Consider the following 24,677-nt stretch of genomic DNA (forward strand, 5'->3'; position numbering starts at 1 on the left):
CGCACCTTCCGCTCAGGCCGGGACGCTGAGGGACACGCGGAATCCCCTGCCGTCCGGTCCGGTCACCAGCGTGCCATCGATCAACTCCGCACGCTCCCGCATCCCCACGAGGCCGTATCCGCCGCCGCCCAGCTCCTCGACGGTCTCCGTGCCGCCGGTGTCGGTCACTTCGAGCTCCACCTTGCCGGTGAGGTAGCGAAGGGCGACCCGTGCGCGCGCGCCGGGAGCGTGTTTGCGGACGTTGGTGAGCGCCTCCTGCGCGGTCCGGACGACCGCGAGCCCGGCCTGCGGCGGCAGTTCGCGCGGCACGCCGGTCACGTGCACGTCGCACGGGCGTCCGGTGCTGGCGTAGAACTCCTCGGCGAGCTCCTGGAGGACCTCTTCGGGCTCCGGTATCTCGCCGCGGAGCGTGGCCAGGGCGCGCCTGGTCTCCTCCAGGCCGGATCGGGCGAGGTTCCGCGCGCGCTCCACCCGGTCCAGAGCCTGGACGCGGTCGCCGTCCCGCGCGAGCAGCAGCCGCGCCCCCTCCAGATGGACGATCTGCGCCGACAGCGAGTGGGCCAGGATGTCGTGGATCTCCCGTGCGATGCGCGACCGCTCGGCGAGGACGGCGTTGGCCGCCTCGGCACGGCGGGTCGCCTCCTGCGCGGCCCTGCCCTGGCGGCTCGCCAGCGCGCCCAGGGTGATGCCCGCGACCGCCGCCATCAGACCGAGGTCCGCGCCGCTTGCGGCGTACGCTTGCCCCAGCCCGCCGATCGCGGCGACCGTCAGCGCGCCCACCGCGATGCCCCACGGCACCGGCAACCACATCAGCAGCGCCCAGAGCCCGGCCATGGAGAAGAAGAACCCGTTGCCCGAGTCGGGAGCCAGCGCGTACAGCACCATCGCCGCCGCGATGGCCCCCAGCAGAAGGACGATGGCCAGGGACCGGTGCCGTGCCCCGCACTCCCGTCCGAGCCAGATGCCGCTCCCCAGCAGGGCGAACATGATCACGTTGAGCACGACGAGGGCCAGGCCGACGCCGTGCAGCGCGGGGGCGGGGTCGGCTCTGAGCAGCCCCCGGACGTAGGCGGTGAGGCCCCAGCTCAGCAGGATGCCGACGATCACCGCACGGGCGGTGCGGCCCCCCACGGTCTTCACGGCGTTCATGCCCCCTGACGGTAGGCATCCGGGCCCTCGCGCGGATCGGCGCCCGGCTGGACTTCGCGGTCTCCACCTCAGGGTGGAGCCCGCTCGCTCAGGTGTCGATGCGCTCCGCGTCGAGCTCGGTGGCGCCGGCGGTGATGAACGCGCGGCGCGGGGCGACCTCGCTGCCCATCAGCAGGTCGAACACCTTGCCCGCCTCCTCGGCGTCCTCGATGCGGACGCGCCGCAGTACCCGGTGGCGGGGGTCGAGCGTCGTCTCGGCCAGCTGGTCGGCGTCCATCTCACCGAGGCCCTTGTAGCGCTGGATCGGCTCCTTCCAGCGCTGGCCCTTGCGCTCCAGCTCGACGAGCCGCTGCCGCAGCTCGGCGTCGGAGTAGGTGTAGATGAACTTGTCCTGCCCCTTCCGGGGCTTGACCAGCTCGATGCGGTGCAGCGGCGGCACGGCGGAGAAGATCCGCCCGGCCTCCAGCATCGGCCGCATGTAGCGGTAGAAGAGGGTGAGCAGCAGCGTGCGGATGTGGGCGCCGTCGACGTCGGCGTCGGCGAGGATCACCACGCGGCCGTAGCGGGCGGCGTCGACGTCGAACGTCCGCCCCGAGCCGGCGCCGAGCACCTGGATGATCGCGGCGCACTCGGCGTTCTTCAGCATGTCGGCGACGGACGCCTTCTGCACGTTCAGGATCTTGCCGCGGATCGGCAGCAGCGCCTGGAACTCGGAGTTGCGGGCCAGCTTGGCGGTGCCGAGGGCCGAGTCGCCCTCGACGATGAACAGCTCGCTGCGGTCGTCGGCGGTGCGGCAGTCGACGAGCTTGGCCGGGAGGGCGGAGTTCTCCAGCGCGTTCTTGCGGCGCTGGTTGTCGCGCTGGGTGCGGGCGGCGATACGGGTCTTGGCCGCGCCGGCGACCTTCTCCAGCACGGCGCGCAGCGGCTGCTTCTGGCCGCGCGGCGGGTTCTCGAAGATCGCGCGCAGCTCGCGCTGCACGACCTGGGAGACGATGCGCGTCGCCGCGGACGTGCCGAGGACCTCCTTGGTCTGGCCCTCGAACTGCGGCTCGGGCAGGCGGACCGTCACCACCGCGGTGAGGCCCTCCAGGACGTCCTCCTTGATGACGTCCTCGTCGCCGTTCTTCAGCAGCTTGGTCGCGCGGAGCTGCTCGTTGACGACCTTGAGCACGGCGCGGTCGAAGCCGCGCACGTGCGTGCCGCCCTTCGGGGTGGCGATCACGTTCACGAACGACTTGGTGATCGTGTCGTAGCCGGTGCCCCAGCGCAGCGCGATGTCGACCTCGAGGTCGCGCTCGACGTCGGTGGGCGTGAGGTGGCCCTGGTCGTCGAGGACGGGGACGGTCTCGGTGAAGTGGCCGCGGCCCTGGAGCCGCAGCACGTCGACGAGCGGGGCGTCCTTGGCGAGGTAGGAGCAGTACTCGCCGATGCCGCCGTCGAACCGGAACGTCTCGTCGACGACCTCCTCGCCGCGCTCGTCGCGGACGTCGATGGTCAGGCCCGGGATGAGGAAGGCGGTCTGCCGCATCCGGTCGAGGACGAGGGACTGCTCGACCGTGGCGTCCTTCAGGAAGATCTGCATGTCGGGCCAGAAGCGGACACGGGTCCCCGTGGTCTTCTTGGCGACCTTGCGGGTCTGCCGGAGGCCGGACTTCTTCTTGAACCGGGCGTTCGGGCGGCCGTCGTCGGCGAACTCGCCGGGCAGGCCGCGCCGGAAGCTGATCGCGTGGGTGTGGCCGTCGCGGTCGACCTCGACGTCGAGCCGCGCGGACAGGGCGTTGACCACGGACGCGCCGACGCCGTGCAGGCCGCCGGACGCCGTGTAGGACACGCCGCCGAACTTGCCGCCCGCGTGCAGCCGCGTCATGACCAGCTCGACGCCGGGCAGCCCCGTCTTGGGCTCCAGGTCGACCGGGATGCCGCGGCCGTTGTCGCCCACCGCGAAGGAGCCGTCGGCGTGCATCGTCACGCTGATGTGCGTGCAGTAGCCCGCGAGGGCCTCGTCGACGCAGTTGTCGACGATCTCCCACAGGCAGTGCGCGAGGCCACGGCTGTCGGTCGACCCGACGTACATGCCGGGTCGCTTGCGCACGGCCTCCAGGCCCTCCAGCACCGACAGGTGCCGGGCGGAGTAGCCGTGCGGGTCTTCGGTTGTCGCTTCGGCGGTCGCGGCGGTCAACGTGCGTGTGCTCCTCGGGGGTAGGACGGTCGGCAGAAGGGTACCCCCGGCCGCCGACAATCCACCGAAAGGCTCGCCGCCGCCGACGTTCCGCACGTCGTCGCGGCGGGGCCCGGATGGTCCGCCAGGCTACCCCTACTTCGACTATCAGACCCGAACGTCCACCTATAGGTGGGTGTGCGAGGGCCGGATTCCTCCCTACTGTCCTCGCATGGTGCACACGATCGAGGTCTCGGGCCTCCGCAAGCGCTACGGAGACGTCCAGGCCGTGGACGGGGTGACGTTCGCCGTCGAGGAGGGCGAGTTCTTCGGCATCCTCGGGCCGAACGGGGCGGGCAAGACCACCACACTGGAGATCATCGAGGGGCTGCGGCGGGCGGACGAGGGCGACCTCACCGTGCTCGGCCTGCCTCCCTGGCCGCGCAACTCCAAGCTGCTCCCCAGGATCGGCGTCCAGTTGCAGGCGTCGTCGTTCTTCGAGCGGCTGACCGCGCGCGAGCAGCTGCGGACGTTCGGCTCCCTCTACGGCGTCCCGGCGAAGAAGGCCGACGCGATGCTCGAACTGGTCGGCCTGGACGACAAGGCCGACACCCGCGTCGAGAAGCTCTCAGGCGGCCAGGCGCAGCGACTGTCCATCGCGTGCGCGCTCGTGCACGACCCGGAGCTCGTGTTCCTGGACGAGCCCACCGCCGCGCTGGACCCGCAGGCGCGCCGCAACCTGTGGGACGTGCTCCGCTCGATCAACACCGACGGCCGCACCATCGTCCTGACCACGCACTACATGGACGAGGCGGAGATCCTCTGCGACCGCGTCGCCATCATGGACTCGGGCAGGATCCTGCGGCTCGGCCCGCCGGCGGTGCTGGTGCGCGGGCTGGCGGCCCCTGCCAGGATCAGCGTGGCCAGCGGGGTCCTGGCCGTCGAGGACGCGCGGCTCCTCCCGGGCGCGGACGAGGCCGACGACGACGGCGTCTCGCTGACCATCTCCACCCGCGACCCCTCCGCGGTGGTCGCCGCCATGGCGGCCAAGGACGCGCTCGCCGGCGTCCAGATCCGCGGCGCCACCCTCGAGGACGTCTTTCTGGAGCTCACCGGACGGGAGTACAGGGCGTGAGCACGTTCGAGAGTTTCAAGAGCCTGTCCAGGGCGATGTTCCTGGGCTTCCGGCGCGACCGCACCGCGCTGTTCTTCACCGTGCTGTTCCCCCTGATGTTCCTGGTGGTCTTCGGCGGGATCTTCGGCCACCAGTCGACGTCCAAGGTGAAGGTCCTGGAGGTGGGGAAGGCGCCGGTCATCGACCAGGCGGTGGCGCAGGGGGCCGGCGAGCTCGGCAAGGTCATGAAGGTCGAGAAGGCCCCCGACCGCGCCGCCGCCCTCCGCAAGGTCGAGAAGGGCGACGCCGACGCCGTCGTGGAGCAGGCCGGGGGCGAACTGGTCGTCCACTACTCGGTGGCCGACCAGGTCAAGTCCGGGACGGTGCGCGGCCTGATGAACTCGATCGTCCAGTCGGCGAACCTCGCCGCCTCCGGCAAGCCGCCCGCCTACCGGGTGACCGACCGGCAGGTGGAGGACGACTCCCTCAAGGCCATCCAGTTCTTCACGCCGAGCCTCCTGGGCTGGGCGCTGGCGTCGGCGGGCGTCTTCGGGGCGTCCCAGACGCTCGTCACGTGGCGCACCAAGGGCATCCTGCGCCGCCTCCAGCTCTCCCCCGCCCCGATCCCCACCGTGTTCGCCGCGCGGGTGGCGGTCAGCCTCGCCGTGGCGCTCGTCCAGTTCGCGCTGTTCGTGCTCGTGGCGCAGCTGCCGATGTTCGGCCTGAAGCTCAGCGGGGCCTGGTGGATGGCGATCCCGATGGTGGTCGCGGGCGTGCTCGCCTTCCTGTCGATCGGCATGCTGATCGGCGCGTGGGCCAAGACGCAGGAGACCGCGCAGGCGGTGACCCAGCTGATCGTGCTGCCGATGGCGTTCCTCGGCGGCTCGTTCTTCCCCCTGGACGCCTCCCCGGCCTGGATGAGGACGCTGTCCTACATCTTCCCGCTGCGCTATCTCAACGAGGGCATGCTCAATGTGATGGGCCGGGGGCTCGGGCCGGCCTCCGCACTGCCCCAGATCGCCGTTCTGCTGGGCGTCGCGGTCGTCGGTGCGTTGGTCGCGGTGCGGCTGTTCCGCTGGGATGCCGCCTAATGTGACCTCGGTCACTAATTGGGCCATTCTGCTGTGGGCGTACGAAGAACCAGGTTGGGAACGCCAGCGTCGGGTTAGATGTTGTCCTAAGTACCGACCCCGAGCATGAGGAAGGTGCCGTGACTGGAGCCCTTGCCCCAACCAAGCCGCTGACCGTCGCCGACCGATGCGACCGCTGCGGCGCTCAGGCCTACGTCCGTGCAGTCCTTGTAGGCGGCGGCGACCTTCTGTTCTGCGCCCACCACGGGCGCAAGTACGCAGAGGCCCTCCGCTCCAACGGGGCCGACATTCAGGACGAGACCGACCGGCTGAACGAAACCCCGGCCGTCGCTTCTGACGAGGAGCGGTAGCCCTCAAAATAGAGCGACCCTAGGCGGCGGCCACCGGAGACGGTGGCCGCCGTTCGCATTCCTCCCTCAGGCACATGCGGAGGACAATTGCGTTGAGTGCACGAGTGATTGCACATCGTAGCCATACAGGGACGGCGCGGTGATGCGCTTCGCCCTTCGACTTCTCACCTTGTGGTGACATTCCTCACGCGGTAGTGATAGGCGGCCGCATGCACGAACCCCTCCGCCTCGTACAGCGCCCTGGCGGGGGCGTTCCGCTCGACGACCACCAGGTACGCCCGTTCGCATCCCTGCTCGCTCCCCCAGCCGAGAAGGGCCCGCAGGACGCGCCGGCCCAGACCCCGCCTGCGCGCTTCCGGCGCGACGGCCATGGCATAGATGCCGAGCCACTCCCCCTGAGGGACGCCGCGCCCTACGGCGAGGCCGTCCGCGCATGCGTAGCCGGCGCTCACACCGGTCAGGATCTTCTCCGCCATCGGCAGCTGGTGGTCGTAGCGGCCGTCGACCGACCACCACAGATCGAGCCACTCACTGGACGGGGCGTCCGCGATGTCCACACCGTCCCGCTCGTAGAGGCCGCTCAACTCGGTCGCCATCGCGAGCGTCGGGTCGACAAGGTCGTATCCCCGCCCTTCGAGGACCCCGTCGAGCCCTGCGGGCCGCGCCTGGGCGTCCATCGAGAACACGGTCGGGAGCCCCAGCGCGGTGTAGAAGCCCTCGGCGCGCTCAATGGCCCGGTCAACGTCCCCGGGATCGTCCAAGGGCAGGACGGAGTTGGCCCGCTTGGTCACGCCGCCGGCGTGGCGCAGCAGCCAGCCGCCAATATCCTGGGCGGACGGCGCGGGCCACGCCTCGGCGACCAGTTCGCCCAACCGACTCTCCAGGGACCGCGCCATCTGTCACCGCTTTCGGGGGGATCGTGCACATCCTGCTGCCGCCGTCGGAGAAGAAGGCCACCGAGGGGGACGGCCCGCCCCTCGATCTCGCCTCGCTGAGCTTCCCGGAGCTGAACCCGACGCGCAAACGCGTTCTCGCGGCTCTGGCGAAGGCGTGCCGGCGGGCCGACGCCGCGGAGGTGCTCGGCCTTCCGCCCGGCCAGGCCGACGAGGCCGTCGCCCGCAACAAGGCCGTGCGCAAGGCGCCGACCCTGCCGGCGGCGCGGCTCTACACCGGCGTCCTCTACGACAACCTCGACCTGCCCGATCTGGACGCCGAGGCCGCCGCCCGGCAGATCATCGTGTTCTCGGGCCTGTGGGGCGCGCTGAGGCTCACCGACCGCGTCCCGCCCTACCGGCTCGCCATGGGGGTCTCGCTACCTCCTGCGGGAGGACTGGGGGCGTCGTGGCGCCCGGCGATGCGCAAGGCCCTCCGGCTCGACGACGACCTGGTCGTGGACATGCGGTCCGGGCCGTACGCGTCGGCGTGGAAGGCGCCCGGACCGGCGGTCTCCGTACGGGTGTTCCGGGAGCGGCTCGTGGACGGCGTCGCCAAGCGGACCGTCGTCAGCCACATGGCCAAGGCCACCCGCGGCCGGATCGCCCATGACCTGATCAAGGCGGGCGCCGCTCCGCGCACCCCGGACGAACTCGTCAAGGCCGTCGCCGGCCTCGGCCACACCGTCGAACTGAACGGCGCCAACCTCGACGTCGTCCTGCACGACTGACGACACGTCCCCGGCACGATTCCAAGCACGCGGTAGGGCCCCGGCGCTGCCGGGGCCCTACCGTCGACGGGTCTGTGTCGCGGCCGGTCAGTCCAGGTAGTCGCGCAGGACCTGGGAACGGGACGGGTGGCGCAGCTTCGACATGGTCTTGGACTCGATCTGCCGGATGCGCTCCCGGGTCACCCCGTACACCTTGCCGATCTCGTCCAGGGTCTTCGGCTGGCCGTCGGTGAGGCCGAACCGCATCGACACCACGCCCGCCTCGCGCTCGCTGAGCGTGTCGAGGACCGAGTGGAGCTGCTCCTGCAGCAGCGTGAAGCTGACCGCGTCGGCCGGGACGATGGCCTCGGAGTCCTCGATGAGGTCGCCGAACTCGCTGTCGCCGTCCTCACCGAGCGGCGTGTGCAGCGAGATGGGCTCGCGGCCGTACTTCTGGACCTCGACGACCTTCTCCGGGGTCATGTCGAGCTCCTTGGCCAGCTCCTCCGGGGTGGGCTCGCGGCCCAGGTCCTGGAGCATCTGCCGCTGCACGCGCGCCAGCTTGTTGATGACCTCGACCATGTGCACCGGGATGCGGATGGTGCGGGCCTGGTCGGCCATCGCGCGGGTGATCGCCTGCCGGATCCACCAGGTGGCGTACGTGGAGAACTTGTAGCCCTTGGTGTAGTCGAACTTCTCGACCGCGCGGATCAGGCCGAGGTTGCCCTCCTGGATCAGGTCCAGGAACAGCATTCCGCGCCCTGTGTAGCGCTTGGCCAGCGAGACCACCAGGCGGAGGTTGGCCTCCAGGAGGTGGTTCTTGGCGCGGCGGCCGTCCTCGGCGATCCACTCGAAGTCCTCGAGGTCCTCCTCGGACATCGAGGGACCGGAGGCGGCGAGGCGCTCCTCGGCGAACAGGCCGGCCTCGATCCGCTTGGCGAGCTCGACTTCCTGCTCGGCGTTCAGCAGCGGCACCTTGCCGATCTGCTTGAGGTAGTCCTTGACGGGGTCGGCGGTGGCGCCGGCGGCCGCGATCTGCTGCGCGGGCGCGTCCTCGTCGTCGTCGCCGAGGGTGAACCCCTCCTCCTCGGAGGGGGTGTCGCCCTTGCCGGCGGGAGCGGCCTTCGCCGCGGGCGCGGCGGGGGCGGGCTCCTCCTCGGTCTCGGGCTCCTCGGCCGCGTCGACCTCGACCTCGAGTTCGACCTCGAGGTCGGTCAGGTCGGCGTCGAGATCGACGTCCACCTCGTCATCGACCTCGGGCTCGTCGCCCTTGTCGGCGGGGGCGGCCTTGACGGGCTGGGCGGCGGCCTTCTTCGCCGGCGCGCCCTTCTTCGCCTTGGCGCCCTTGGCCGGCGCGGCCTTCTTCGGCGGCGCGGGCTTGGGAGCCGCCGGGCGCGGCGCGGCGACGGCCTCCTCCGGCGCGTCGTCGCCGACGACGGCCGTCACCGTGTCGGGCTGCTCCTTGGCGGCGGCGGCGGTCTTGGGCCTGCGTGCCGGCGGCGTCGCGCGTTTGCGCGGACGCTTGGGCGCCGCGGAGTCGGCAGCGCTCACCATGACGGTCACACCCTCCTTGCTGAGGCTCCGCAGAATGCTGGAGGCCTTCGACACGGGGATGTCGGCCTCCTCGAACGTACGTCGTACGTCGTCGGCTTCGAGGTAACCCTGGGACCGTCCACGCTCGATCAGTTGCGCGATGACGTGATCGTGCAGATCTGACGCTTTCGAGGTCGAGCTAGCAGGCGACACAAATACCTCTCGAACGAACGTGTGGCTTGGTTGACCCAAGTGCCCTGACGGGCTCGGCCTCACACTGGGTGGGACCACACACGGAGCGGACCTCCCGGTGCGGGACCGCAGCGTACCCGCTCTCTCTGGGTCAAGCATTCTGGCACTGCTGCGCATTCCGCCTTGGAGTCCTACCCGGTAACACTCCACCTTAGAGGGCGCGGGGCGGTCCTTCGAACGTGCCGGACCGTCTCGGCGCCGCCTTCGGCGGGGTTCACTCGGACTTGGGCGGGACGTGCAGGGCAAGCACGGTCACATCGTCTACCTGCTCATACCCGGCAAGCATCCGATCGACCAGGAAGTCGACGAGTCTCTCGGGATCTCCTACCACTTCAGGTGGGGCGTCCGCGGCCACGGCGACAAGCTCCTCCAGCCCGGCGTCCACCCCACGCCTACGGTTCTCCACAAGTCCATCGGAATAGAAGACCACAGTGTTGCCGGTCTCGATGGAAAAACTTGTCTGCTGTCGCTGGCTCGGCCAGCCGAGGGGCGTTCCGGGCTCCCTCGTGCTCACGCGCGCGGGCGTGTCGGGCGAGATCAGCAGGGCCGGCGGGTGGCCGGCGTTGCTGAGCTCCCCCTGCCCCGTCTCGGGGTCGATCACCGCGTAGACGACGGTGGTGAACTGCTCCTCGTCCTCGGTGGCGCTGAACAGCCGGTCGAGGCCGGCCAGGACGGCGGCGGGGCGCGGATCGTTCAGCGCGAGGGCGCGCAGGGCGTTGCGGACGCGGCCCATTCCGGCCGCGGCGAGCACTCCCTTGCCCATGACGTCGCCGCACGCCACGGCGAGCCGGTTGTCGGCGAGGCGGAAGACGTCATACCAGTCGCCGCCCACCTGCACGTGGCGCGTCGCGGGGTTGTAGCGGGCGGCCAGCGCCATCCCCGGCAGCTGCGGCAGGTCGCTCGGCAGGAGGCTCCGCTGGAGCTCCTCGGCGGTCCGGTGCTCGCGCTCGAACAGCAGGGCCCGCTCCACGGCCAGCGCGCACTGGCCCGCGAGCGCCTCCAGGAAGACCCGCTCCTCCTCGGTGATCTCCCGGGGCCGGGTGAAGGAGAAGCGGAGCGCGCCGATCGGGGCGCCGGCCGCGAGCAGCGGCAGGCCCACCCAGGCGCGCTCCTCCGTGTGCTGGGCGAACAGGTCGCGCTCGCCGTGGCCCAGCTGCAGGCGCAGGCTGTCGGGGTGCTCGGCCAGGAACGGCCGGCTCTCGCGCACCGCCACCGACATCACGGTCTGGTCGCTGACCTTGATCCCGTCGCGCGACGGCGGCGGCGTCTCGCTCTCCGCCCCCGGCTGGGACGGGGCCACGATGCTGAGCCGCAGCTTGTCGTCGTCCAGCAGCGCCACGGCGGAGTAGTCGGCGCCGATGGCGGACCGGCCGACCTCGGTGATGACCTGGACGACCTGGGAGACGGTCAGGGCCTCGGCGAGCATGGAGGTGGCCTGCTGGAGGCGCGCGGTGCGCAGCGCCGCCGCCGACAGCTGCTCGGTCAGCCTGCCGCGCATCTCCTCGGCCTCGCGCTGGCCCGTGACGTCGGTGTTGGCGCCGACCCACTCGATCACCGCGTCGCCCTGCCAGATGGGCACGGCCCGGACGTCAAAGTGCCGGTAGGTGCCGCTCTTGGTGCGGATGCGGTAGTTGGTCTCGAAGACCCGGTTCTCCTCGACGCAGTCGCGCCAGTGCGCCTCGATGCGGGGACGGTCCTCGGGGTGCACGACCGACAGCCAGCCGCCGACCGCGTAGTCGTCCGGCGTCTGGCCGGTGATCGCACGCCATTCGGGCGCGTCGTCGATCACGCCGCCGGCCGGTGCGGCGACCCACACCACCTGGGCGCTGGCCTCCACGAGCGAGCGGTAGCGCTGCTCCTTGCGGCGGATGACCTCCTCGGCCCTGCGCCGCTCGGTGACGTCCAGCGCGGTCAGGACGACGCCCGGCCGCTCGTCGCCGCCGCCCTTGGCGGGCAGCCACGTGCACGCGAGGATGCGCTCCTCGACGGCGGTGGCCACGCCGGACGGCTCGTCGGACGCCTCCTGCGGGCGGACCGAGACGACGACCTCGAGGCCGCTCACCGGGCGGTCCTCGGCGACCACCTTCCGGAGCGCCGACTCGAACGCCGCCGCCAGCGCCTCGGGCAGCGCCTCCGACGGCCGGCGCTGCTGGAGATCGCGCACGCGGACGCCCAGCAGCGACGCGAGCGCGTCGTTCGCCCGGCGGCACCTCAGATCACGGTCGAAGAACGCCAGCCCTTCGGGGGCTTCCTTCAGCAAGGTCGCGTACAGCGCGGCGTCGGACGCATCCATGGGCTGCCCCTCCACCCCTGAGACGCGGGGATGCGGAACGGACGTCTCGGTGCTCAAGGACAACACCTCCGCCCCAGAGGGTCCCGTACCGCGCGGCAATTATTCATCACTATGAGTGAATGGGAGCAGGTTAACGCTCCCGCCTCCATCACAACACCGGTAGGAGTCAGGTACTCATCATCCCGATGGTTCGCCGCGTACGGAACCCCTGCTGAACATCCTTGTCCCCTCGGCCCCGGACGAACTCGTCGGATTCGGACACCGTCCAGGAAGGGCCTGCGGGGCGGCCCGCTCAGGACGGCAAGAAGGAGATGTTACGGCGTTGATGCGTCACGGGGCGTCAACTCGCCCCGTTCGGCGAGTTCCGCCCTTCCGCCGACCCTGCTCGGCGGCCCTACTTGGAGGCCTTGGCCGCGGCCTTCATCTCCTGCTTGAAGGCCCGCACCTGGGCGAGGGACTCGGGTCCGGTGATGTCGGCCACGGACCGGTGCGACCCGTCCTCGCCGTACACGCCGGCGGCCTCGCGCCAGCCGTCCGGGCGGACGCCGTACTGCTTGCCCAGCAGGGCCAGAAAGATCTGCGCTTTCTGCTTGCCGAAACCCGGAAGGGCGTTCAGCCGCTTGTACAGCTCCTTGCCGCTGTCAACGCCCTTCCACACCTTCTCGGCGTCGCCGTCGTAATGGTCCACGAGGTACTGGCACAGCTGCTGGACGCGCTTGGCCATCGAACCGGGGTAGCGGTGGACGGCCGGTTTCTCCGCCAGGAGCGCCGCGAACCGCTCCGGGTCGTAGGCGGCGATCTCGTGGGCGTCCAGGTCGTCGGAGCCGAGCCGCTGCGAAATGGTGTACGGGCCTGAGAAAGCCCACTCCATCGGGATCTGCTGGTCGAGCAGCATGCCCACCAGCGCGGCCAGCGGGCTGCGTCCCAGCAGCTCGTCGGCCTCAGGACGCTGTGCGAGTTGAACCTTCGTGGCCATGGGCCCAGCTTAGAGCGCCGTCGCGCCCGTCCAGGGGCGGTCCTGGAACCGTCTGCGCGGATCCGTTGGGGACCCCGGATCTGTCAGAAGTCTTACGAGGGCCGCCGAGCGGTGGCGGGCCCTGGCCGGTGGTGCTCGAATGGGGACGTGAGCGAGGAAGAGCGGACGGAAGGCAGTCCGGTGGGGCGGAGGGTCGTCCTGGGGATGCTCGGCCTCGGCGTGGCGGGGGTCGCCGTGGGGGCATCCGTCCAGGACAGGGTGAGCCGGACCCTGGCGCCGGTCGGGCCGATCGGGGACGTCCTGCCGGCCGCCGGCGGATTCCGTTACTACTCGGTCACGTCCAGCGTGAAGCGGCAGAGCGCGGCGACGCATCGTGTGACCGTTTCGGGTCTTGTGGACAAACCGCAATCGTTCGGGATGGCCGATCTCGCGCGGTTGCCGCAGACGGTGCTCGACCGGGACTTCCAGTGCGTGACGGGCTGGCGGGTGCCGGACGTGCGATGGGTCGGCGTGGCGCTCCCCGATCTGCTGGACGCGGTCGGAGTCTCTCCCAGGGCGAGGGCCGTGCGGTTCACGTCGTTCGACGGGGTCTACACCGAGTCGCTGACGCTGGAGCAGGCGCGCCGCCGGGACGTGCTGGTCGCGACCCAGATGGACGGCAAGCCCGTCACTCACGACCACGGCGGCCCCACACGGCTGTACGTGGCGCCCATGTACGGCTACAAGTCGCTGAAGTGGCTGGGCGGCATCGAGGTGACCGACCGGGTGAAGCCCGGCTACTGGGAGGAACTGGGGTACGACGTGGACGCCTGGGTCGGACGGTCGAACGGACGCAGCGATGCGCCCACCTGAGCCGTCGCAGGCGTGGATCGTCCGGTTCACCCGGGCCGAGCGGTCGATCCACCATGCCACCGCGCTGCTGATGCTGATCTGCCTGCTGACCGCGGGGCTGCTCTACCTGCCGCTGCTGTCCACGCTGGTGGGCCGCAGGGAGATGGTCAAGACGGTCCATGTCTGGTGCGGGTTCGCCCTGCCCGTGCCGATCGTGCTCGGTCTCGTGTCCCGGGCGTTCAGGGCCGACCTCCGCCGGTTGAACAGGTTCGTGCCCGCGGACTGGCAGTGGCTCAGGCGCGGCGACCGCAGGGCCGTGCGGGGCGGGCGCGGGATCCTGCCGGTGGGCAAGTTCAACGCGGGCCAGAAGCTGAACGCGGCGTTCACGGCGGGCGCGATCCTCGTCATGCTCGGCACCGGCGAGATCATGACCTTCCCCGGGCCGTGGGGCGACCGGTGGCGTACGGGCGCCACCTTCGTCCACGACTGGCTCTTCCTGGCCGTCCTCGCGGTGACCGCCGGGCACCTGTGGGAGGCGCTGCGGGACCGCCAGGCCCTGACCGGGATGTTGACAGGGCGGGTCGACCCCGGCTGGGCCGCACGGCATCACGTGGCCTGGGCCGACGCCGTGAGCGGCTCCCGAGGCGCCGGCGGGAGATCGTCCGCCGCCGGACCGAGTGCGCAGGTGGAGGGGGAGGCGCCCGCTCCCCGCGGAACGCCCCATGATCCCCGCGGAACGCCCGGTGAACGGGATCCGGATTTTGCGAAACGACCCCCCGGCACGTCTTGACTCGCCCGGGACGCGCGCTGGAGTGTGGCATCGAGGCGGGGTTCTCGCCGAGGCTCCCGTGCCAGGGCCGGTTCGGTGCGCGCTCCGTCTCGCCGGCGGGGTCCCGCCGCCGGTACCCCGTGCGCGGAGGTGTGCGCTGATGCCTGCACTGGCCGATCACCGGAACGAGACACGCGACGCGCTCGCACGAAGGCTGTGCGACGAGTTCGCGTCCTTCCCCTCGGACGCGGTGCACCGGTGTGTGGCCGACGTCCAGGCGTGCATGGCCCATCTCGGTCTGGACGCCACGCCGGCCAGAGTCGAGCGGATGGCCCGGGAGCAGCTCACCGGGATCCTGAAGTCGCAGCCGCCCTCCGGGCGCGCGCCCGCCGGCGGCGCGGGCGGCGCCGACGGTTGACCGGCAGGTCGCCCATGCGAGCGGCGGGTGGCGGCCCATTCCGGTCTTCGCCGGTGTCCCGGCCACCGTCCGCCCCGGATCTGAGACGCTAGAGGTGTGAGTCCCCGCAGCCGCAACCGCCCCTCGGGGGACCCGCCCCGGGACGGCCCGAAGCACCCGGACGAGGTCTCGGCGATCTTCGACGGCATGCTCCAGCACGCGCGCGAGCTGCTGGCGGTGCGCAGCCCCCTGGACGCGGAGCTCATCATCAGCGAGATCCTCGGCTCCTGGTGGGGGCAGCGCGTCCCGGACGGCGACGTGGAGGAGGTCATCGGCGAGGCCCTGGTCGGCCACGCGGCGGCCGCGGCCACGCCGGCCGCGCTGGCGCTGCTCACCGGGATCGCCTACATGGGCACCCCGCGCCAGGCCGCCAAGGCGGAACGCGCGGCGCTGCAACTGATGGCCGACGGCGTCGCCAGACCCGGCTGGGCCGACCGCGTCGGGATGGTCGAGCCGGAGGCGTGCTTCGCCTCCAGGGACGTCTACGGCGACCAGGACTCCGTCATCTGCACCTACACCTACGGGGGCGCCGAGCGGCACGCTTTGATCATCCTGGTCGACCGCAACAGGGCCGGGGTGGTCCAGTCGCGCGGCGGCCCGTCCGCGCCCGCCGCGCGCGCGGGGCGGCCGCCGGCGAGCGGGATGGTCCGGGACGCGTGGGTCTCCTCGCGGGTCGACAGGCTTCTCGACCACTGCCGCCGCGAAGGCCGCGAGAACCCGCTGATGCGGTTCGAGGAGCTCGACCCGCGCGACACCAAGGCGTTGCTGCAAAGCGCCCTGGACCTCACCGACGAGACCGTCGATCCGCCGGTGAACGAGAGCTTCGGCTCCTACCACGCGTTCGTGCGCGCGCGGGTGGACATCCTCCCGCCGGGCGGCCGCCTGCCCCAGCCTCCGGTGTACGGGCGCGACAGGCGCGCCACGATCGCCACGCGGTTCCTCGCCTCGGACGAGGCGGCGGAGCTGTCGGACCTCGCCGCGGCGATCCGGTGCGTCGACCGGATCATCGACTACGGCTGCACGCACGACTTCGGGCGGCCCCTGCGCGTCAGCCCGATCAAATGCGAGATGTTCCTGCTCGACTGGCTGCCGCGCAAGGTTCTGCTGTCCCCGTCGGAACAGGAGGCGGTCCCCCACGTGCTGGCGGCGTGGGTCCGCTGGGCGGGGCGGCGCACGGGGCTGCCGGAAGAGGGCATCAGGGCGACCCTGGACGCCCTCTGGGACGCCACCGCGCAGTTCTCCGCCGCCTACCGCGATCCGGCCGCCTTCGGCCTCGACCCCGGACTGGTCGCCCGGCTGCTGCCCGACGGCGACCTGGAGGCCCTCCCCCGCCGCGCGTTCGCCCTCCCGTTCCTGTCGGGCACGCACAGGCGGACGGGGCGGCACGGCTTCGTCGACCTGTCGGAACTCGACCCGGCCGACCCCGGCGACCGCCGCGTCCTGCTGGAGTTCGAGCATCCGGGCGGCGGCGAGGAGCACCTCGACGCGCACGCGCGCCTCGCGGCGATGCTGTGGGACGGCGAGCCGCCGAGCCTGTGGGACACCGCCCAGTCGCTGCTGGACGTCGGCTACGAACGGCATGAGATCCTGCACAGACTCATCGGCGTCCTCGACCGCTGCGGGGACGACCCGGAAGCCCTCCGGGAGGCGCTGCGTGTGCTTCGTCACGAACCGCCGCCCGACTGAACTCCTGGTTTGCGCGTCGCGCTCCCGGCGACAATCATCGGGTCCCGGGCGCGGTCTCGCGGGGGTCGGCACCGGCCCTTGGTCGTAGGGAGTGATCTTGTTGGAGTGGTCCGAGTTCGCCCGGCGGCTGGGACGCGAGCTGGCGGGGCTCGAACGGGACACGATCCTGATCGTGCGCGAACGCGATGAGAGCCGTCACTACGTCCAGGCCATGCGCGAGCCCGACCGGCTCTACGCCGAGGCCGTCAGCAACAACTTCCTCGAAGGGCCCCTCCTGCTCACCCTGGCCGACGAAGAGGTCATGAGCGAGGCCGGCTGGCGCCCGCCCGCCGAGCCCGCGCCGCGCAACTGGTGGACGGAGCTGCCGGAGGCGGGCGTCCCCGGCGGGACGCTGAGCGTGACCGAGCGCGACTTCGCGCGGCTCGCCGACGTGATGGTCACGGCGCTCCGGGACGTCCAGGGCGTCCGGCGCCCGTCCGACCTCGTGTACGAGTCGTTCCACCGGCACGGGTCCGGCCTCATCGAACTCGTCGACTTCGGTATCGAGGTCGCCGACCCGTCGCGCGTCAGCAAGCGCCGCGCGTCCTCGGAGGGCGTCCACTTCGGCGCCGACGCCCTTCCCGCCGACCCGCTGCCCGCCGACCCGCTGCCCGCCGACCCTCTCCCGGGCGGCTCCCTGCCCGGCGGCGACCCCCTCGCGGGGACGCGGCTGCCGCTGCCGGAGCACGCGCTGCCCGGCATGGACGCGGAACTGCTCGAACCCCGCCTGGCCGAAGCCAAGGCCAACGGCGACAACACCACCTACTTCCGGCTCCTTGAGAACGCCGACCTGGTCCTTCCCGCGACCGCCTCCGCCGTGGAGGACCCCGACCGCGCGGAGTTCCCCACCGTCACCATCGGCAGCGGCACCTACGTCACGGTGTTCACCTCGCCCGGGGCCCTGGCCCGCACCGGCGAGCGGCACCCGGGCCTGTACCGGCGCACCTCGTTCGCCCGCCTGGCGGCCGGCTGGCCCGATCCGGCGTGGCGCCTGGCCATCAACTGGGGCCTGCCCAGCGAGGTCCTGCTCGACTCCTCCGTCATCGGCCGCTTGCAGGGCGGCCAGGGCGAGCCGCCCACGCCCGTGCAGGACGAGCCCAACCCGTACGGGACGGTCGACCCCAACGCGCTCGCCGGGCCGAACCCCGTGGTCGGTGGATCGGCCCCCTCGGTCAACGGTTCGGCGCACGGCTTCCCCGGCCCGGGCGTGCCGGCACCGGGTGAGGCGGCCCCGGGCGGAGCGGCGCCGGGCGAGGGCGTCCCGGCGGCGGACGTTCCGCGCGACGACTCCCACACGGCCGTCGACCCGTACACGGCCGCCGACCTTCGGGCGGCTCTGGAGGCCGGTGTCCCTCCGACGGCGTCGGAACCGGAACCGGCGTCGCCTCTCGGCGCGCCGACCGGGAGCCCTCCCGACCGGCCCGCGCGCCAGGCGCCCGCTCCGGACGAGCGCCCCGCCGGGGTCCCGCTCCGGCCCCCGCACGGGACGCGCCTCTGGCGCGCGGCGGGCGAGGGCGACCAGGCCCCGGTGGCCGTCTACGACGCCATCGGCGGCGTCTGGACACCGGTGCGGGCCGACGCGGTTCCCTCTCCCTGGAGCGAGTGACGCGCCCTTCGGCTACCGTCGAGTACGGAATCCCGCCCCGCACGTGAAAGTGGATCCCCAGTGGACTGGAACGACTTCGCCAAACGGCTGACACTGGAGCTTTCACGGCTCCCGGTCACGTCGTTCCTCATCGTGCAAGGTCCGAGCGGGCTCCCCTACGTCCAGGCGATGCGCTCCGAGGGGACGCTCGACGCCGAGGCCGTCGGCAGCGCGTTCCTGCCCCGCCCGCTCGCGTCGCGGCAGGAGCGCAGGCTGAGGGCGCTCGGCTGGGAGCCGCCGGACGAGGAGGACCGCAAGAACTGGTGGGACCGCCTCACCTTCCGCGAGCGCGGCGGCCGCCGCGGCTCCTCGGAACTGCTGGAGGCGTGCGCCCTGCTCGCCGGGCAGATGACGGGCGCGTTCCGCGACGTGTACGGCATCGAGTCGCCGCTCGAGCTCGTCTACCAGGCGAGCAGGTCGGGCCCCGGAGGCGGGCCCCTGGCGCTGCCCGGGCTCGGCATCCCGCTCGCCGTGCCGGAGGACGAACGCGCCGCCCAGACGTCGGCGCGCCAGGAGCGCCCCTCCGGGTCCACTCTGGAGGCGGCCCTGGCCGAGGCCCGCGAGCGCGGCGACCAGCACGGCTACCTGGAGCTGCTCGCGCGCGCGGTCCTGTACCTGCCCGCGCCCGGCGACCCGGAGGCCGCCGAGCACCAGTTCGCCACGGCGCAGTTCGGCGACGGCACGTTCGTCCTCGCGTTCACCTCGCCGGAGGCCATGGACCGCTCCCTCCAGGGGCAGGCGGTCCACCACCGGCGGGCCTCGCTGGCGGAGCTGTCGCGGCGGTGGCCGCACCCGGAATGGCAGCTCGCGGTGAACCCCGGCCTGCCGAGCGCGTGCTACCTGGACGCGAACGCGCTCCTCGAGCCCGAGGAGCCCGGCGCGCCCACGCCGCCGGTCCCGACCGACGTCCACGTGGCCGGCCCGCCGCGCCGCGGCTCGCGCAAGCCCGCCTCCCGGGCCGGAGCCCGGGGCGCCCCGCCGGCCGACTCACCCGCCGACCCGCCCGCGGCCGCGACCGGTTCCCCGACCGCCGCTCCGGCAGGCGCTCCGGCGGGCGCTCCGGCGGGCGCCCGGCAGGCGCCCAAACCGCCTCAGCGCCCGGAACCGGCGCGCCCCCGAACCGAGGCACCCTCCGCCGCCCCCGCACCCTCACGGGCGAGCACAGCGCCTCCGGGCGGCCCGCCCGCGCCGCCGGTCCAGGCCCCCGCGCAGCGCCGACCGGCCCCCGCTCAGGCTCCTCCGGCTCCTCCGCCGCCGCGGCGCCCCGAGGCCCCGGCCGCCGGGCACGCCCCCGTGACCAGGGAGACGCCGGTCGCCAGGGAGGCGCCGGTCGCAAGGGAGGCCTCGGTCACCCGGGAGGCTCCGGTCGTCCGGGAGGCGCCGGTGGCTCCGGAGACTCCGGCGGACCCGCGTGGGCGGCCCGGGCGGAAGCCGCCCGTCCCGCCGAACCCGGCCCGCGAGACGCCGAGCGACCCCCGCGGCCTTCCCGCGGCGCCGCTCTACGGCCAGCGCGAGCGGGCACGGGCCGACACCCGGCAGCAGAACGTCCCGGCCGCCGCGCGCACCGACACCCGGACCCGCGCGGAGAGGACTCCGAGCATCGTCGAGCGCGGGGCCCGGTCCGCGCCGGAGGCCGGGCCGGCGACACGACCGCAGATGCCCGCCGACGCGTCCCAGGTCGTGGTGATGCAGAAGGCCGTGCGGCCCGAGCATGTGCAGCACTATCTGGAAGGCGGCTACGACCTGGTCGCCGGCTACGTCCACCGCTTCCAGGACGTCCAGGAGCTGAAGAGCCCCGCCGCGCTGATCCGGGCCCTGGGGCTGGTGTACGAGGGGTCGCCGTTCGCGCCCGCGGACGAGCAGATCTTCGTGATCCGGTGGCCGGCCGTGAAGCCCGCCCTCTTCCGCCGCCCGCTGGGCGGCATCGACGAGTGGAGCATGGGCATCATCCCGGGCGGCTGGGTGATCGAGAAGGCGCCGTTCCCGGGGTCGGGGTACGCGCCGGGCGACGGCCCCGCGATCCCCGAATTCAAGATCGAGAGCCAGCGCCTGCCGCACGGGGCCGAGATGTACCGGCTCGACGCGCACGGCAGGGAGACCCTCGTGGCGGGATACGACGCCGATCTGCGCAGGTGGCTCGTGAAGCTGCCGGGAGGGCGCGGATGAGCGTCCGGCAGGGCTACTACGCGGGCTGGCGCGGCGCCGAGTACGAGGCGAGCCCGGACGGCGACAAGGTGCGCCTCTACGCCGCGCGGCAGGTGGAGGGGTTCCTCCAGGTCTCCCCGGACCGGTACGTCAAGGTGTTGCCCCTGACGGACGTCGACGGCCTCCGGTACGTGACCACCCACTGCACGTGGCGCGGCGAGCCGTTCGTGGTCCTCGGCGAGCACGAGGGCTGGTTGCGCCTGGAGTACAGCGGCGGCAAGGCGCCGGTGGCGGAGCGGCTCGGCCTGGAGCCGTTCGACCGGGGCGTGTACCAGGCATGGGCGTCCAAGCACGAGGTCGAGGACCTGCGCGAGGAGACCGTCTGAGCACGGGGATCGGTGGTGGGGCATGACGGTCATCGACATCAACGCCGACCTCGGCGAGGGGTTCGGCGTCTGGAGGCTGGGTGACGACTCGGCGCTGCTCGACGTCATCACGAGCGCGAACGTGGCGTGCGGGTTCCATGCGGGCGACCCGCTGATCATGCGCCGGGTGTGCGCGGCCGCCGTCGAGCGCGGGGTGACGATCGGCGCGCAGGTCTCCTACTGGGACCTCGCCGGGTTCGGCCGCCGCGAGATGGACGTGGCCGCGCCGGAGCTGACCGCCGAGGTGCTGTACCAGCTCGCGGCGCTGGACGGCATCGCGCGGGCGGAGGGCGGGCGGGTGGCCTACGTGAAGCCGCACGGGGCCCTCTACAACAGGGTCGCGCGCGACCCCGTCCAGGCGCGCGCGGTGGCCGACGCCGTGCGGGCGTACGACCCGTCGCTCCCCCTGCTCACGCTCCCGGCCTCCGCCGTGCACGACGTCGCCGACGGGCTCACCGTCGTCGCCGAGTGCTTCGCCGACCGCGCCTACACGCCGTCCGGCGCGCTCGTGTCGCGCCGCGAGCCGGGGGCGGTCGTCCACGACCCGGACGCGGTCGTGCGGCGTGCGGTGCAGATGGCGGTGGGCGGCAGCGTCGTCGCCGCGGACGGCACCGAGGTCCCGCTGAAGGCGCGTTCCATCTGCGTGCACGGCGACACCCCGGGCGCGGTCGACCTCGCCAGGGCCGTCCGGTCCGCACTGTCCGACGCGGGCGTCATCCTGGAGTCGTTCGCGTGAACGTGCGGCGGGCCGGCGAGACCGCCTTGCTCGTGGAGACGGGCGACCTGGCGACCGCCCACCGCCTGCACGCCGCCCTCAGGTGCGCGCCGCCGCCGGGCGTCGTGGACGTCGTCCCCGGGGAGCGGACCGTCCTGGTCGTCGCGGATCCCTCCGCCGACCTGGGGCGCCTGGCCGCCCTCATTCCGCGGCTGCGCCTGGCCGACGGCGCGGCGGGCGACGCCGGGCCGGTGGAGATCCCCGTCCTCTACGACGGGGATGACCTCGACGAGGTCGCCTCCCTGACCGGACTGTCGCGCGAGGAGGTCGTCCGGCGGCACTCCGCGGGCTCGTACACGGTCGCCTACCTCGGCTTCTCCCCCGGCTTCGGCTACCTGACCGGGCTGGATCCGGCGCTGCACGTGGCGCGGCGCGCGACGCCGCGCAAGGCGGTCCCGGCCGGCTCGGTCGCGGTGGCGGGCCCCTACGCGGCCGTGTACCCGTCCCGGTCGCCGGGCGGGTGGCGGCTGCTCGGGCGCAGCCGCCTGCCGCTGTGGGACGTGTCGCGCGATCCGCCGTCGCTGCTCCGGCCGGGGGCGCGGGTCCGGTTCGTCCCCGAGGAGATTTCTTGATCGAGGTCGTGCGGCCCGGGCCGCTGGCGACCGTCCAGGATCTCGGCAGGCCCGGCCGCGCGCATCTCGGCGTCCCCCGCTCCGGTGCCGCGGACCGGCGCGCGTTCCGGCTCGCCAACCGGCTGGTGGGCAATCCCGAGGGCGCGGCGGGCGTGGAGTTCACGTTCGGCGGGGCGGTCCTGCGGTTTCACGCGCGCGCCTGGATCGCGGTGACCGGCGCTCCGGTGCCGCTGCGGGTCGACGGCCGCGCTCACGGGATGAACGCGCCCTGCTTCGTGGCGGCCGGGGCCCTCGTCGAGCTCGGCACGCCCGGCTCCGGGCTCCGCAGCTACGTCGCCGTGCGAGGCGGCGTCGCCGTGGACGAAGTGCTGGGGAGCCGGTCGACCGACCTCCTGTCCGGCCTCGGGCCGTCGCCACTTGCGCCGGGCGACCGCCTCCCGGTCGGTTCCGCCAAGGGCCTGGGGCACATCAATGTGGACGTCGTGCCGGCGGCGCCCTTGCCGGAGACACCGATCCTGCGCATCCTGCCCGGCCCCCGCCACGACTGGTTCACCCCCACCGCGTTGGCCACGCTCACGTCCGTGCCCTACGAGGTGACGCCGGACAGCAACCGCGTGGGAGTACGCCTGAACGGCCCGCCGCTCGAACGGGCGCGCTCGGGCGAACTCGGCAGCGAGGGCGTGGTCATCGGCTCTCTCCAGGTGCCGCCCAGCGGGCTGCCCATCATCTTCCTGGCCGACCACCCGACCACCGGCGGCTACCCCGTGGTCGCCGTGCTCGCCTCGGCCGCCGTGGCCGCGGCCGCGCAGCTGCGCCCCGGCCAGAGCCTCCGCTTCCGCCTGTAGCCGGCGGCCCGGTCGCTCAGGTCAGGGGCGCGGGGGCGGGCCGGTCCAGGTGGGAGATGTCGTTGAAGCCGCGGACCGCCGACAGGCCGCCGAGCCTGACCAGCCGGGAGATCGACCCGTTGTCCGCGCCGAGGAACGCGAACGGCCTGGCGCCGGTGGCGGCCGCGAGGGCCTGCGCGATCACCCCGCCGTGGGTGAACACGGCGATCCGGCCGCCCGCGTGCGCCGCCGCGAGGCGGGCGAGGCTCTCCTCGACGCGTGCGGCGAAGACCTCGTTCCCCTCCGCCCCCGGGATCACGTCCCAGCGCTCTTCGGCGAACATCCGCTGCGCCACCGGATCGTTCTCGGCGACCTTCTTGCGGAAGAGCCCGCCCTCCCACTCGCCCAGATGCACCTCGCGCAGGCCCGGCTCGACCCGCGGCTCCAGCCCGAGGCGGCGGACGAGCGGCGCCGCCGTCCCCGCCGTGCGGCGCAGGGGCGTCACGTAGACGGCGTCCAAGCGCTCCCCGCCGTCGAAGTGGGCCCCGGCGAGCCGTTCGCCCACCCGTTCGGCCTGCACCCGCCCCTCCGGCGCGAGCTCGGGGTCGCCGTGGCCGTCCACAAGCGGGAACGGCCGGTCGGGGCGCGCCGGCGCGGAGGCGCCGTGCCTGATCAGAAGGACTTCGGTGGCGCCGTCCGGCGCCCTGTACGGCGTCTGCCGGTACTCGCCCGGCTCATCCCGCTCCTCCACGCTGGGCACCCTAGACGACCGATTCAGGCCGTTATTCGGCGGGTTCGGTCATCGCGGCCCGGGCGGGGCGGCGGTCAGCCCAGAAGCGGAGCCAGGCGGTCGAGCTCCTCCTTGAGCGGCGCAGCGGGGATGTCCTCGAACGGGGTCACGGTCACCTCGCCGTCTGCGGCGTCCCAGACTCCGGCGACCAGGCCCTCGTACAGGACGACCGGGGAGATCCATCCCGCCGCGCGGCTCACCTTGCTCTTGTGGTCGGCCGGTACCAGGTAGGTGGCGCCCGTCCCCGCCCCCAGGACGTACTGGTCGAACCCGCCGAGCAGCCGGACGGACGTGGTGGGCGCGGTGTCGAGGAGTTCGTCCAGGTGCTGCGCCAGCACATACATGGGTACGCCTTCGACCTCAACGGTGGCCAGCCCCTCCTCTGCGGCGGCGAACCACGCCCTGACGTCCTTCTTCCGGCTCTGCTTGCGCATCAGCCAGTTGTCGAACATGTCAGGGGTCGCGGGGCCGTGGGCGCCCAGATAGGCGTGGATCACGGTACGGGCGGCGTCCTCCATGGAGGGCAGGCCCGTCCAGCCGGGGAGCCATCGCGCCGGAGACGTGAACGTGACCTTGTTGCCCTGGGGCGGTCCGTAGCAGAGGACGCCCCACCACGCGAGCGGCTTGAGCAGCGTGCCCCAGCCGGAGCCGAGCACCTCCGCGAGGTGCGACGAACCCGTCTCGTCCACGATGGCCCGGGTCAGCTCCTCGCGGGTGAGCGCCGCCCCGCCCGCCAGCGCGCCGGCGGCGGCCGCGGCGATCGCCTCCAGGTCGGCCGGGGTGGCGCCGAAGGTCCGCTGCCAGGTCGCCTTCTCCCAGTTGCGGATGGACGAGCACAGCACGAGGTGGGCGCCGGCCTCGTCCGCGGGCAGCAGGTGCAGGGTGCCGCGCGCCGCCCACGTCTTGACGAGCGTCCGGTCGTCCAGCAGGGCCCGCGGCACCTGGCCGGCGGCCGGCGTCCGCCGGCGCACCGCGACGGCGAACTCGGCGGCGGACGCCACCTGCGCCTGCACGCCCGCCAGCCTTCGGGCGATCTCCAGCGCGGACACGTCCTCCGGCCGTTCGACGAACTGCCGCCGCATCCGCCAGGCGAGGACCTGCTTCCACGTCACCGAGGCCATGCCCGATTAAACCGCGGCCCACCGACACCGCACGCCACGC

22 protein-coding genes are annotated in these 24,677 nt (G+C 72.8%); 14 read left to right on the plus strand and 8 right to left on the minus strand.

Features of this window, described 5'->3' with window-relative positions; all coding sequences use genetic code 11:
• Positions 1 to 12: 12 nt before the first annotated feature.
• A complete protein-coding gene (locus tag AB0C21_RS38215; protein WP_500210943.1) occupies positions 13 to 1,149 on the minus strand; it encodes a sensor histidine kinase in 1,137 nt (378 codons plus the stop codon).
• 88 nt (positions 1,150 to 1,237) lie between these two features.
• The gene (locus AB0C21_RS38220; protein ID WP_500210945.1) at positions 1,238 to 3,328 is read right to left on the minus strand and encodes a DNA gyrase/topoisomerase IV subunit B; all 2,091 of its coding nucleotides are present in this window, start codon (positions 3,326 to 3,328) and stop codon (positions 1,238 to 1,240) included.
• A gap of 211 nt (positions 3,329 to 3,539) precedes the next feature.
• Between AB0C21_RS38220 and AB0C21_RS38225 the strand changes: the two genes are divergently transcribed.
• The 3 genes from AB0C21_RS38225 to AB0C21_RS38235 all read left to right on the plus strand — a co-directional run bounded on the left by AB0C21_RS38225 (position 3,540) and on the right by AB0C21_RS38235 (position 5,862).
• On the plus strand, positions 3,540 to 4,442 hold the full coding sequence (locus AB0C21_RS38225) for an ABC transporter ATP-binding protein (protein WP_500210946.1): 903 nt from the start codon (positions 3,540 to 3,542) through the stop codon (positions 4,440 to 4,442).
• Entirely contained in the window at positions 4,439 to 5,512 is a 1,074-nt protein-coding gene (locus AB0C21_RS38230) for an ABC transporter permease (protein WP_500210948.1), read from the plus strand. Before AB0C21_RS38225 ends, AB0C21_RS38230 begins: the two co-directional genes overlap by 4 nt.
• A 119-nt stretch (positions 5,513 to 5,631) precedes the next feature.
• Positions 5,632 to 5,862: a DUF7455 domain-containing protein gene (locus AB0C21_RS38235; RefSeq protein ID WP_149262141.1), complete on the plus strand. Its 231-nt coding sequence runs from the start codon at positions 5,632 to 5,634 to the stop codon at positions 5,860 to 5,862.
• Between the two features lie 164 nt (positions 5,863 to 6,026).
• Here the strand turns inward: AB0C21_RS38235 and AB0C21_RS38240 are convergent, their stop codons facing one another.
• A complete protein-coding gene (locus AB0C21_RS38240; protein ID WP_500210950.1) occupies positions 6,027 to 6,734 on the minus strand; it encodes a GNAT family N-acetyltransferase in 708 nt (235 codons plus the stop codon).
• 47 nt (positions 6,735 to 6,781) lie between these two features.
• On the opposite strand from AB0C21_RS38240, the gene AB0C21_RS38245 reads away from it, so the two are divergent.
• A complete protein-coding gene (locus AB0C21_RS38245; protein WP_500210952.1) occupies positions 6,782 to 7,525 on the plus strand; it encodes a YaaA family protein in 744 nt (247 codons plus the stop codon).
• 87 nt (positions 7,526 to 7,612) lie between these two features.
• Here AB0C21_RS38245 and AB0C21_RS38250 read toward each other — a convergent pair whose 3' ends face one another.
• The 3 genes from AB0C21_RS38250 to AB0C21_RS38260 form a co-directional block, all read right to left on the minus strand.
• Positions 7,613 to 9,250 carry an RNA polymerase sigma factor gene (locus AB0C21_RS38250; RefSeq protein WP_500210954.1) on the minus strand — a complete coding sequence of 546 codons (1,638 nt, stop codon included), beginning with the start codon at positions 9,248 to 9,250 and terminating at the stop codon, positions 7,613 to 7,615.
• Between the two features lie 253 nt (positions 9,251 to 9,503).
• Positions 9,504 to 11,582, minus strand: a complete 2,079-nt coding sequence (locus AB0C21_RS38255) for a SpoIIE family protein phosphatase (protein ID WP_500210955.1) — start codon at positions 11,580 to 11,582, stop codon at positions 9,504 to 9,506.
• 394 nt (positions 11,583 to 11,976) lie between these two features.
• Positions 11,977 to 12,558, minus strand: a complete 582-nt coding sequence (locus tag AB0C21_RS38260) for an HhH-GPD-type base excision DNA repair protein (protein ID WP_500210956.1) — start codon at positions 12,556 to 12,558, stop codon at positions 11,977 to 11,979.
• A 147-nt stretch (positions 12,559 to 12,705) separates the two neighbouring features.
• On the opposite strand from AB0C21_RS38260, the gene AB0C21_RS38265 reads away from it, so the two are divergent.
• The 10 genes from AB0C21_RS38265 (at position 12,706) to AB0C21_RS38310 (ending at position 22,747) form a co-directional block, all read left to right on the plus strand.
• The gene (locus tag AB0C21_RS38265; protein ID WP_500210957.1) at positions 12,706 to 13,410 is read left to right on the plus strand and encodes a molybdopterin-dependent oxidoreductase; all 705 of its coding nucleotides are present in this window, start codon (positions 12,706 to 12,708) and stop codon (positions 13,408 to 13,410) included.
• Positions 13,397 to 14,179 (plus strand): cytochrome b/b6 domain-containing protein, encoded by a 783-nt coding sequence (locus AB0C21_RS38270; RefSeq protein WP_500210959.1) that lies wholly within the window; start codon positions 13,397 to 13,399, stop codon positions 14,177 to 14,179. The genes AB0C21_RS38265 and AB0C21_RS38270 overlap by 14 nt, the downstream gene beginning before the upstream one ends.
• A gap of 139 nt (positions 14,180 to 14,318) precedes the next feature.
• Entirely contained in the window at positions 14,319 to 14,576 is a 258-nt protein-coding gene (locus tag AB0C21_RS38275) for a hypothetical protein (protein ID WP_149262134.1), read from the plus strand.
• Positions 14,577 to 14,672: 96 nt separating this feature from the next.
• Positions 14,673 to 16,301, plus strand: coding sequence for a hypothetical protein (locus tag AB0C21_RS38280; RefSeq protein WP_500210960.1), 1,629 nt, complete (start codon positions 14,673 to 14,675; stop codon positions 16,299 to 16,301).
• Between the two features lie 97 nt (positions 16,302 to 16,398).
• Entirely contained in the window at positions 16,399 to 17,946 is a 1,548-nt protein-coding gene (locus tag AB0C21_RS38285; protein WP_500210961.1) for a TY-Chap domain-containing protein, read from the plus strand.
• Positions 17,947 to 18,006: 60 nt separating this feature from the next.
• Entirely contained in the window at positions 18,007 to 20,151 is a 2,145-nt protein-coding gene (locus tag AB0C21_RS38290) for a TY-Chap domain-containing protein (protein ID WP_500210963.1), read from the plus strand.
• Entirely contained in the window at positions 20,148 to 20,516 is a 369-nt protein-coding gene (locus AB0C21_RS38295; RefSeq protein WP_500210965.1) for a UCP033725 family protein, read from the plus strand. The genes AB0C21_RS38290 and AB0C21_RS38295 overlap by 4 nt, the downstream gene beginning before the upstream one ends.
• 22 nt (positions 20,517 to 20,538) lie before the next feature.
• Complete coding sequence (locus AB0C21_RS38300; protein WP_500210966.1) at positions 20,539 to 21,291, plus strand: LamB/YcsF family protein; 753 nt, start codon at positions 20,539 to 20,541, stop codon at positions 21,289 to 21,291.
• Positions 21,288 to 21,902, plus strand: coding sequence for a 5-oxoprolinase subunit PxpB (gene pxpB, locus AB0C21_RS38305; protein WP_500210967.1), 615 nt, complete (start codon positions 21,288 to 21,290; stop codon positions 21,900 to 21,902). The genes AB0C21_RS38300 and pxpB overlap by 4 nt, the downstream gene beginning before the upstream one ends.
• Complete coding sequence (locus tag AB0C21_RS38310) at positions 21,899 to 22,747, plus strand: 5-oxoprolinase subunit C family protein (RefSeq protein WP_500210969.1); 849 nt, start codon at positions 21,899 to 21,901, stop codon at positions 22,745 to 22,747. Before pxpB ends, AB0C21_RS38310 begins: the two co-directional genes overlap by 4 nt.
• A gap of 16 nt (positions 22,748 to 22,763) precedes the next feature.
• Here the strand turns inward: AB0C21_RS38310 and AB0C21_RS38315 are convergent, their stop codons facing one another.
• Positions 22,764 to 23,477: a histidine phosphatase family protein gene (locus AB0C21_RS38315; RefSeq protein WP_500210971.1), complete on the minus strand. Its 714-nt coding sequence runs from the start codon at positions 23,475 to 23,477 to the stop codon at positions 22,764 to 22,766.
• Between the two features lie 74 nt (positions 23,478 to 23,551).
• On the minus strand, positions 23,552 to 24,637 hold the full coding sequence (locus AB0C21_RS38320; RefSeq protein ID WP_500210973.1) for a winged helix DNA-binding domain-containing protein: 1,086 nt from the start codon (positions 24,635 to 24,637) through the stop codon (positions 23,552 to 23,554).
• Between the last annotated feature and the right edge of the window lie 40 nt (positions 24,638 to 24,677).

It is taken from the genome of Spirillospora sp. NPDC049024, assembly GCF_040649235.1.
Taxonomy (GTDB): domain Bacteria; phylum Actinomycetota; class Actinomycetes; order Streptosporangiales; family Streptosporangiaceae; genus Spirillospora.

Excerpts from the sequence above, each read along its gene's own strand:
- AB0C21_RS38270 (WP_500210959.1), top strand. The coding sequence starts at position 13,397 with ATGCGCCCACCTGAGCCGTCGCAGGCGTGGATCGTCCGGTTCACCCGG.
- AB0C21_RS38215 (WP_500210943.1), bottom strand. The coding sequence starts at position 1,149 with ATGAACGCCGTGAAGACCGTGGGGGGCCGCACCGCCCGTGCGGTGATC.
- AB0C21_RS38275 (WP_149262134.1), top strand. The coding sequence starts at position 14,319 with ATGCCTGCACTGGCCGATCACCGGAACGAGACACGCGACGCGCTCGCA.
- AB0C21_RS38295 (WP_500210965.1), top strand. The coding sequence starts at position 20,148 with ATGAGCGTCCGGCAGGGCTACTACGCGGGCTGGCGCGGCGCCGAGTAC.
- AB0C21_RS38300 (WP_500210966.1), top strand. The coding sequence starts at position 20,539 with ATGACGGTCATCGACATCAACGCCGACCTCGGCGAGGGGTTCGGCGTC.
- AB0C21_RS38225 (WP_500210946.1), top strand. The coding sequence starts at position 3,540 with ATGGTGCACACGATCGAGGTCTCGGGCCTCCGCAAGCGCTACGGAGAC.
- AB0C21_RS38260 (WP_500210956.1), bottom strand. The coding sequence starts at position 12,558 with ATGGCCACGAAGGTTCAACTCGCACAGCGTCCTGAGGCCGACGAGCTG.
- AB0C21_RS38320 (WP_500210973.1), bottom strand. The coding sequence starts at position 24,637 with ATGGCCTCGGTGACGTGGAAGCAGGTCCTCGCCTGGCGGATGCGGCGG.
- AB0C21_RS38255 (WP_500210955.1), bottom strand. The coding sequence starts at position 11,582 with ATGGATGCGTCCGACGCCGCGCTGTACGCGACCTTGCTGAAGGAAGCC.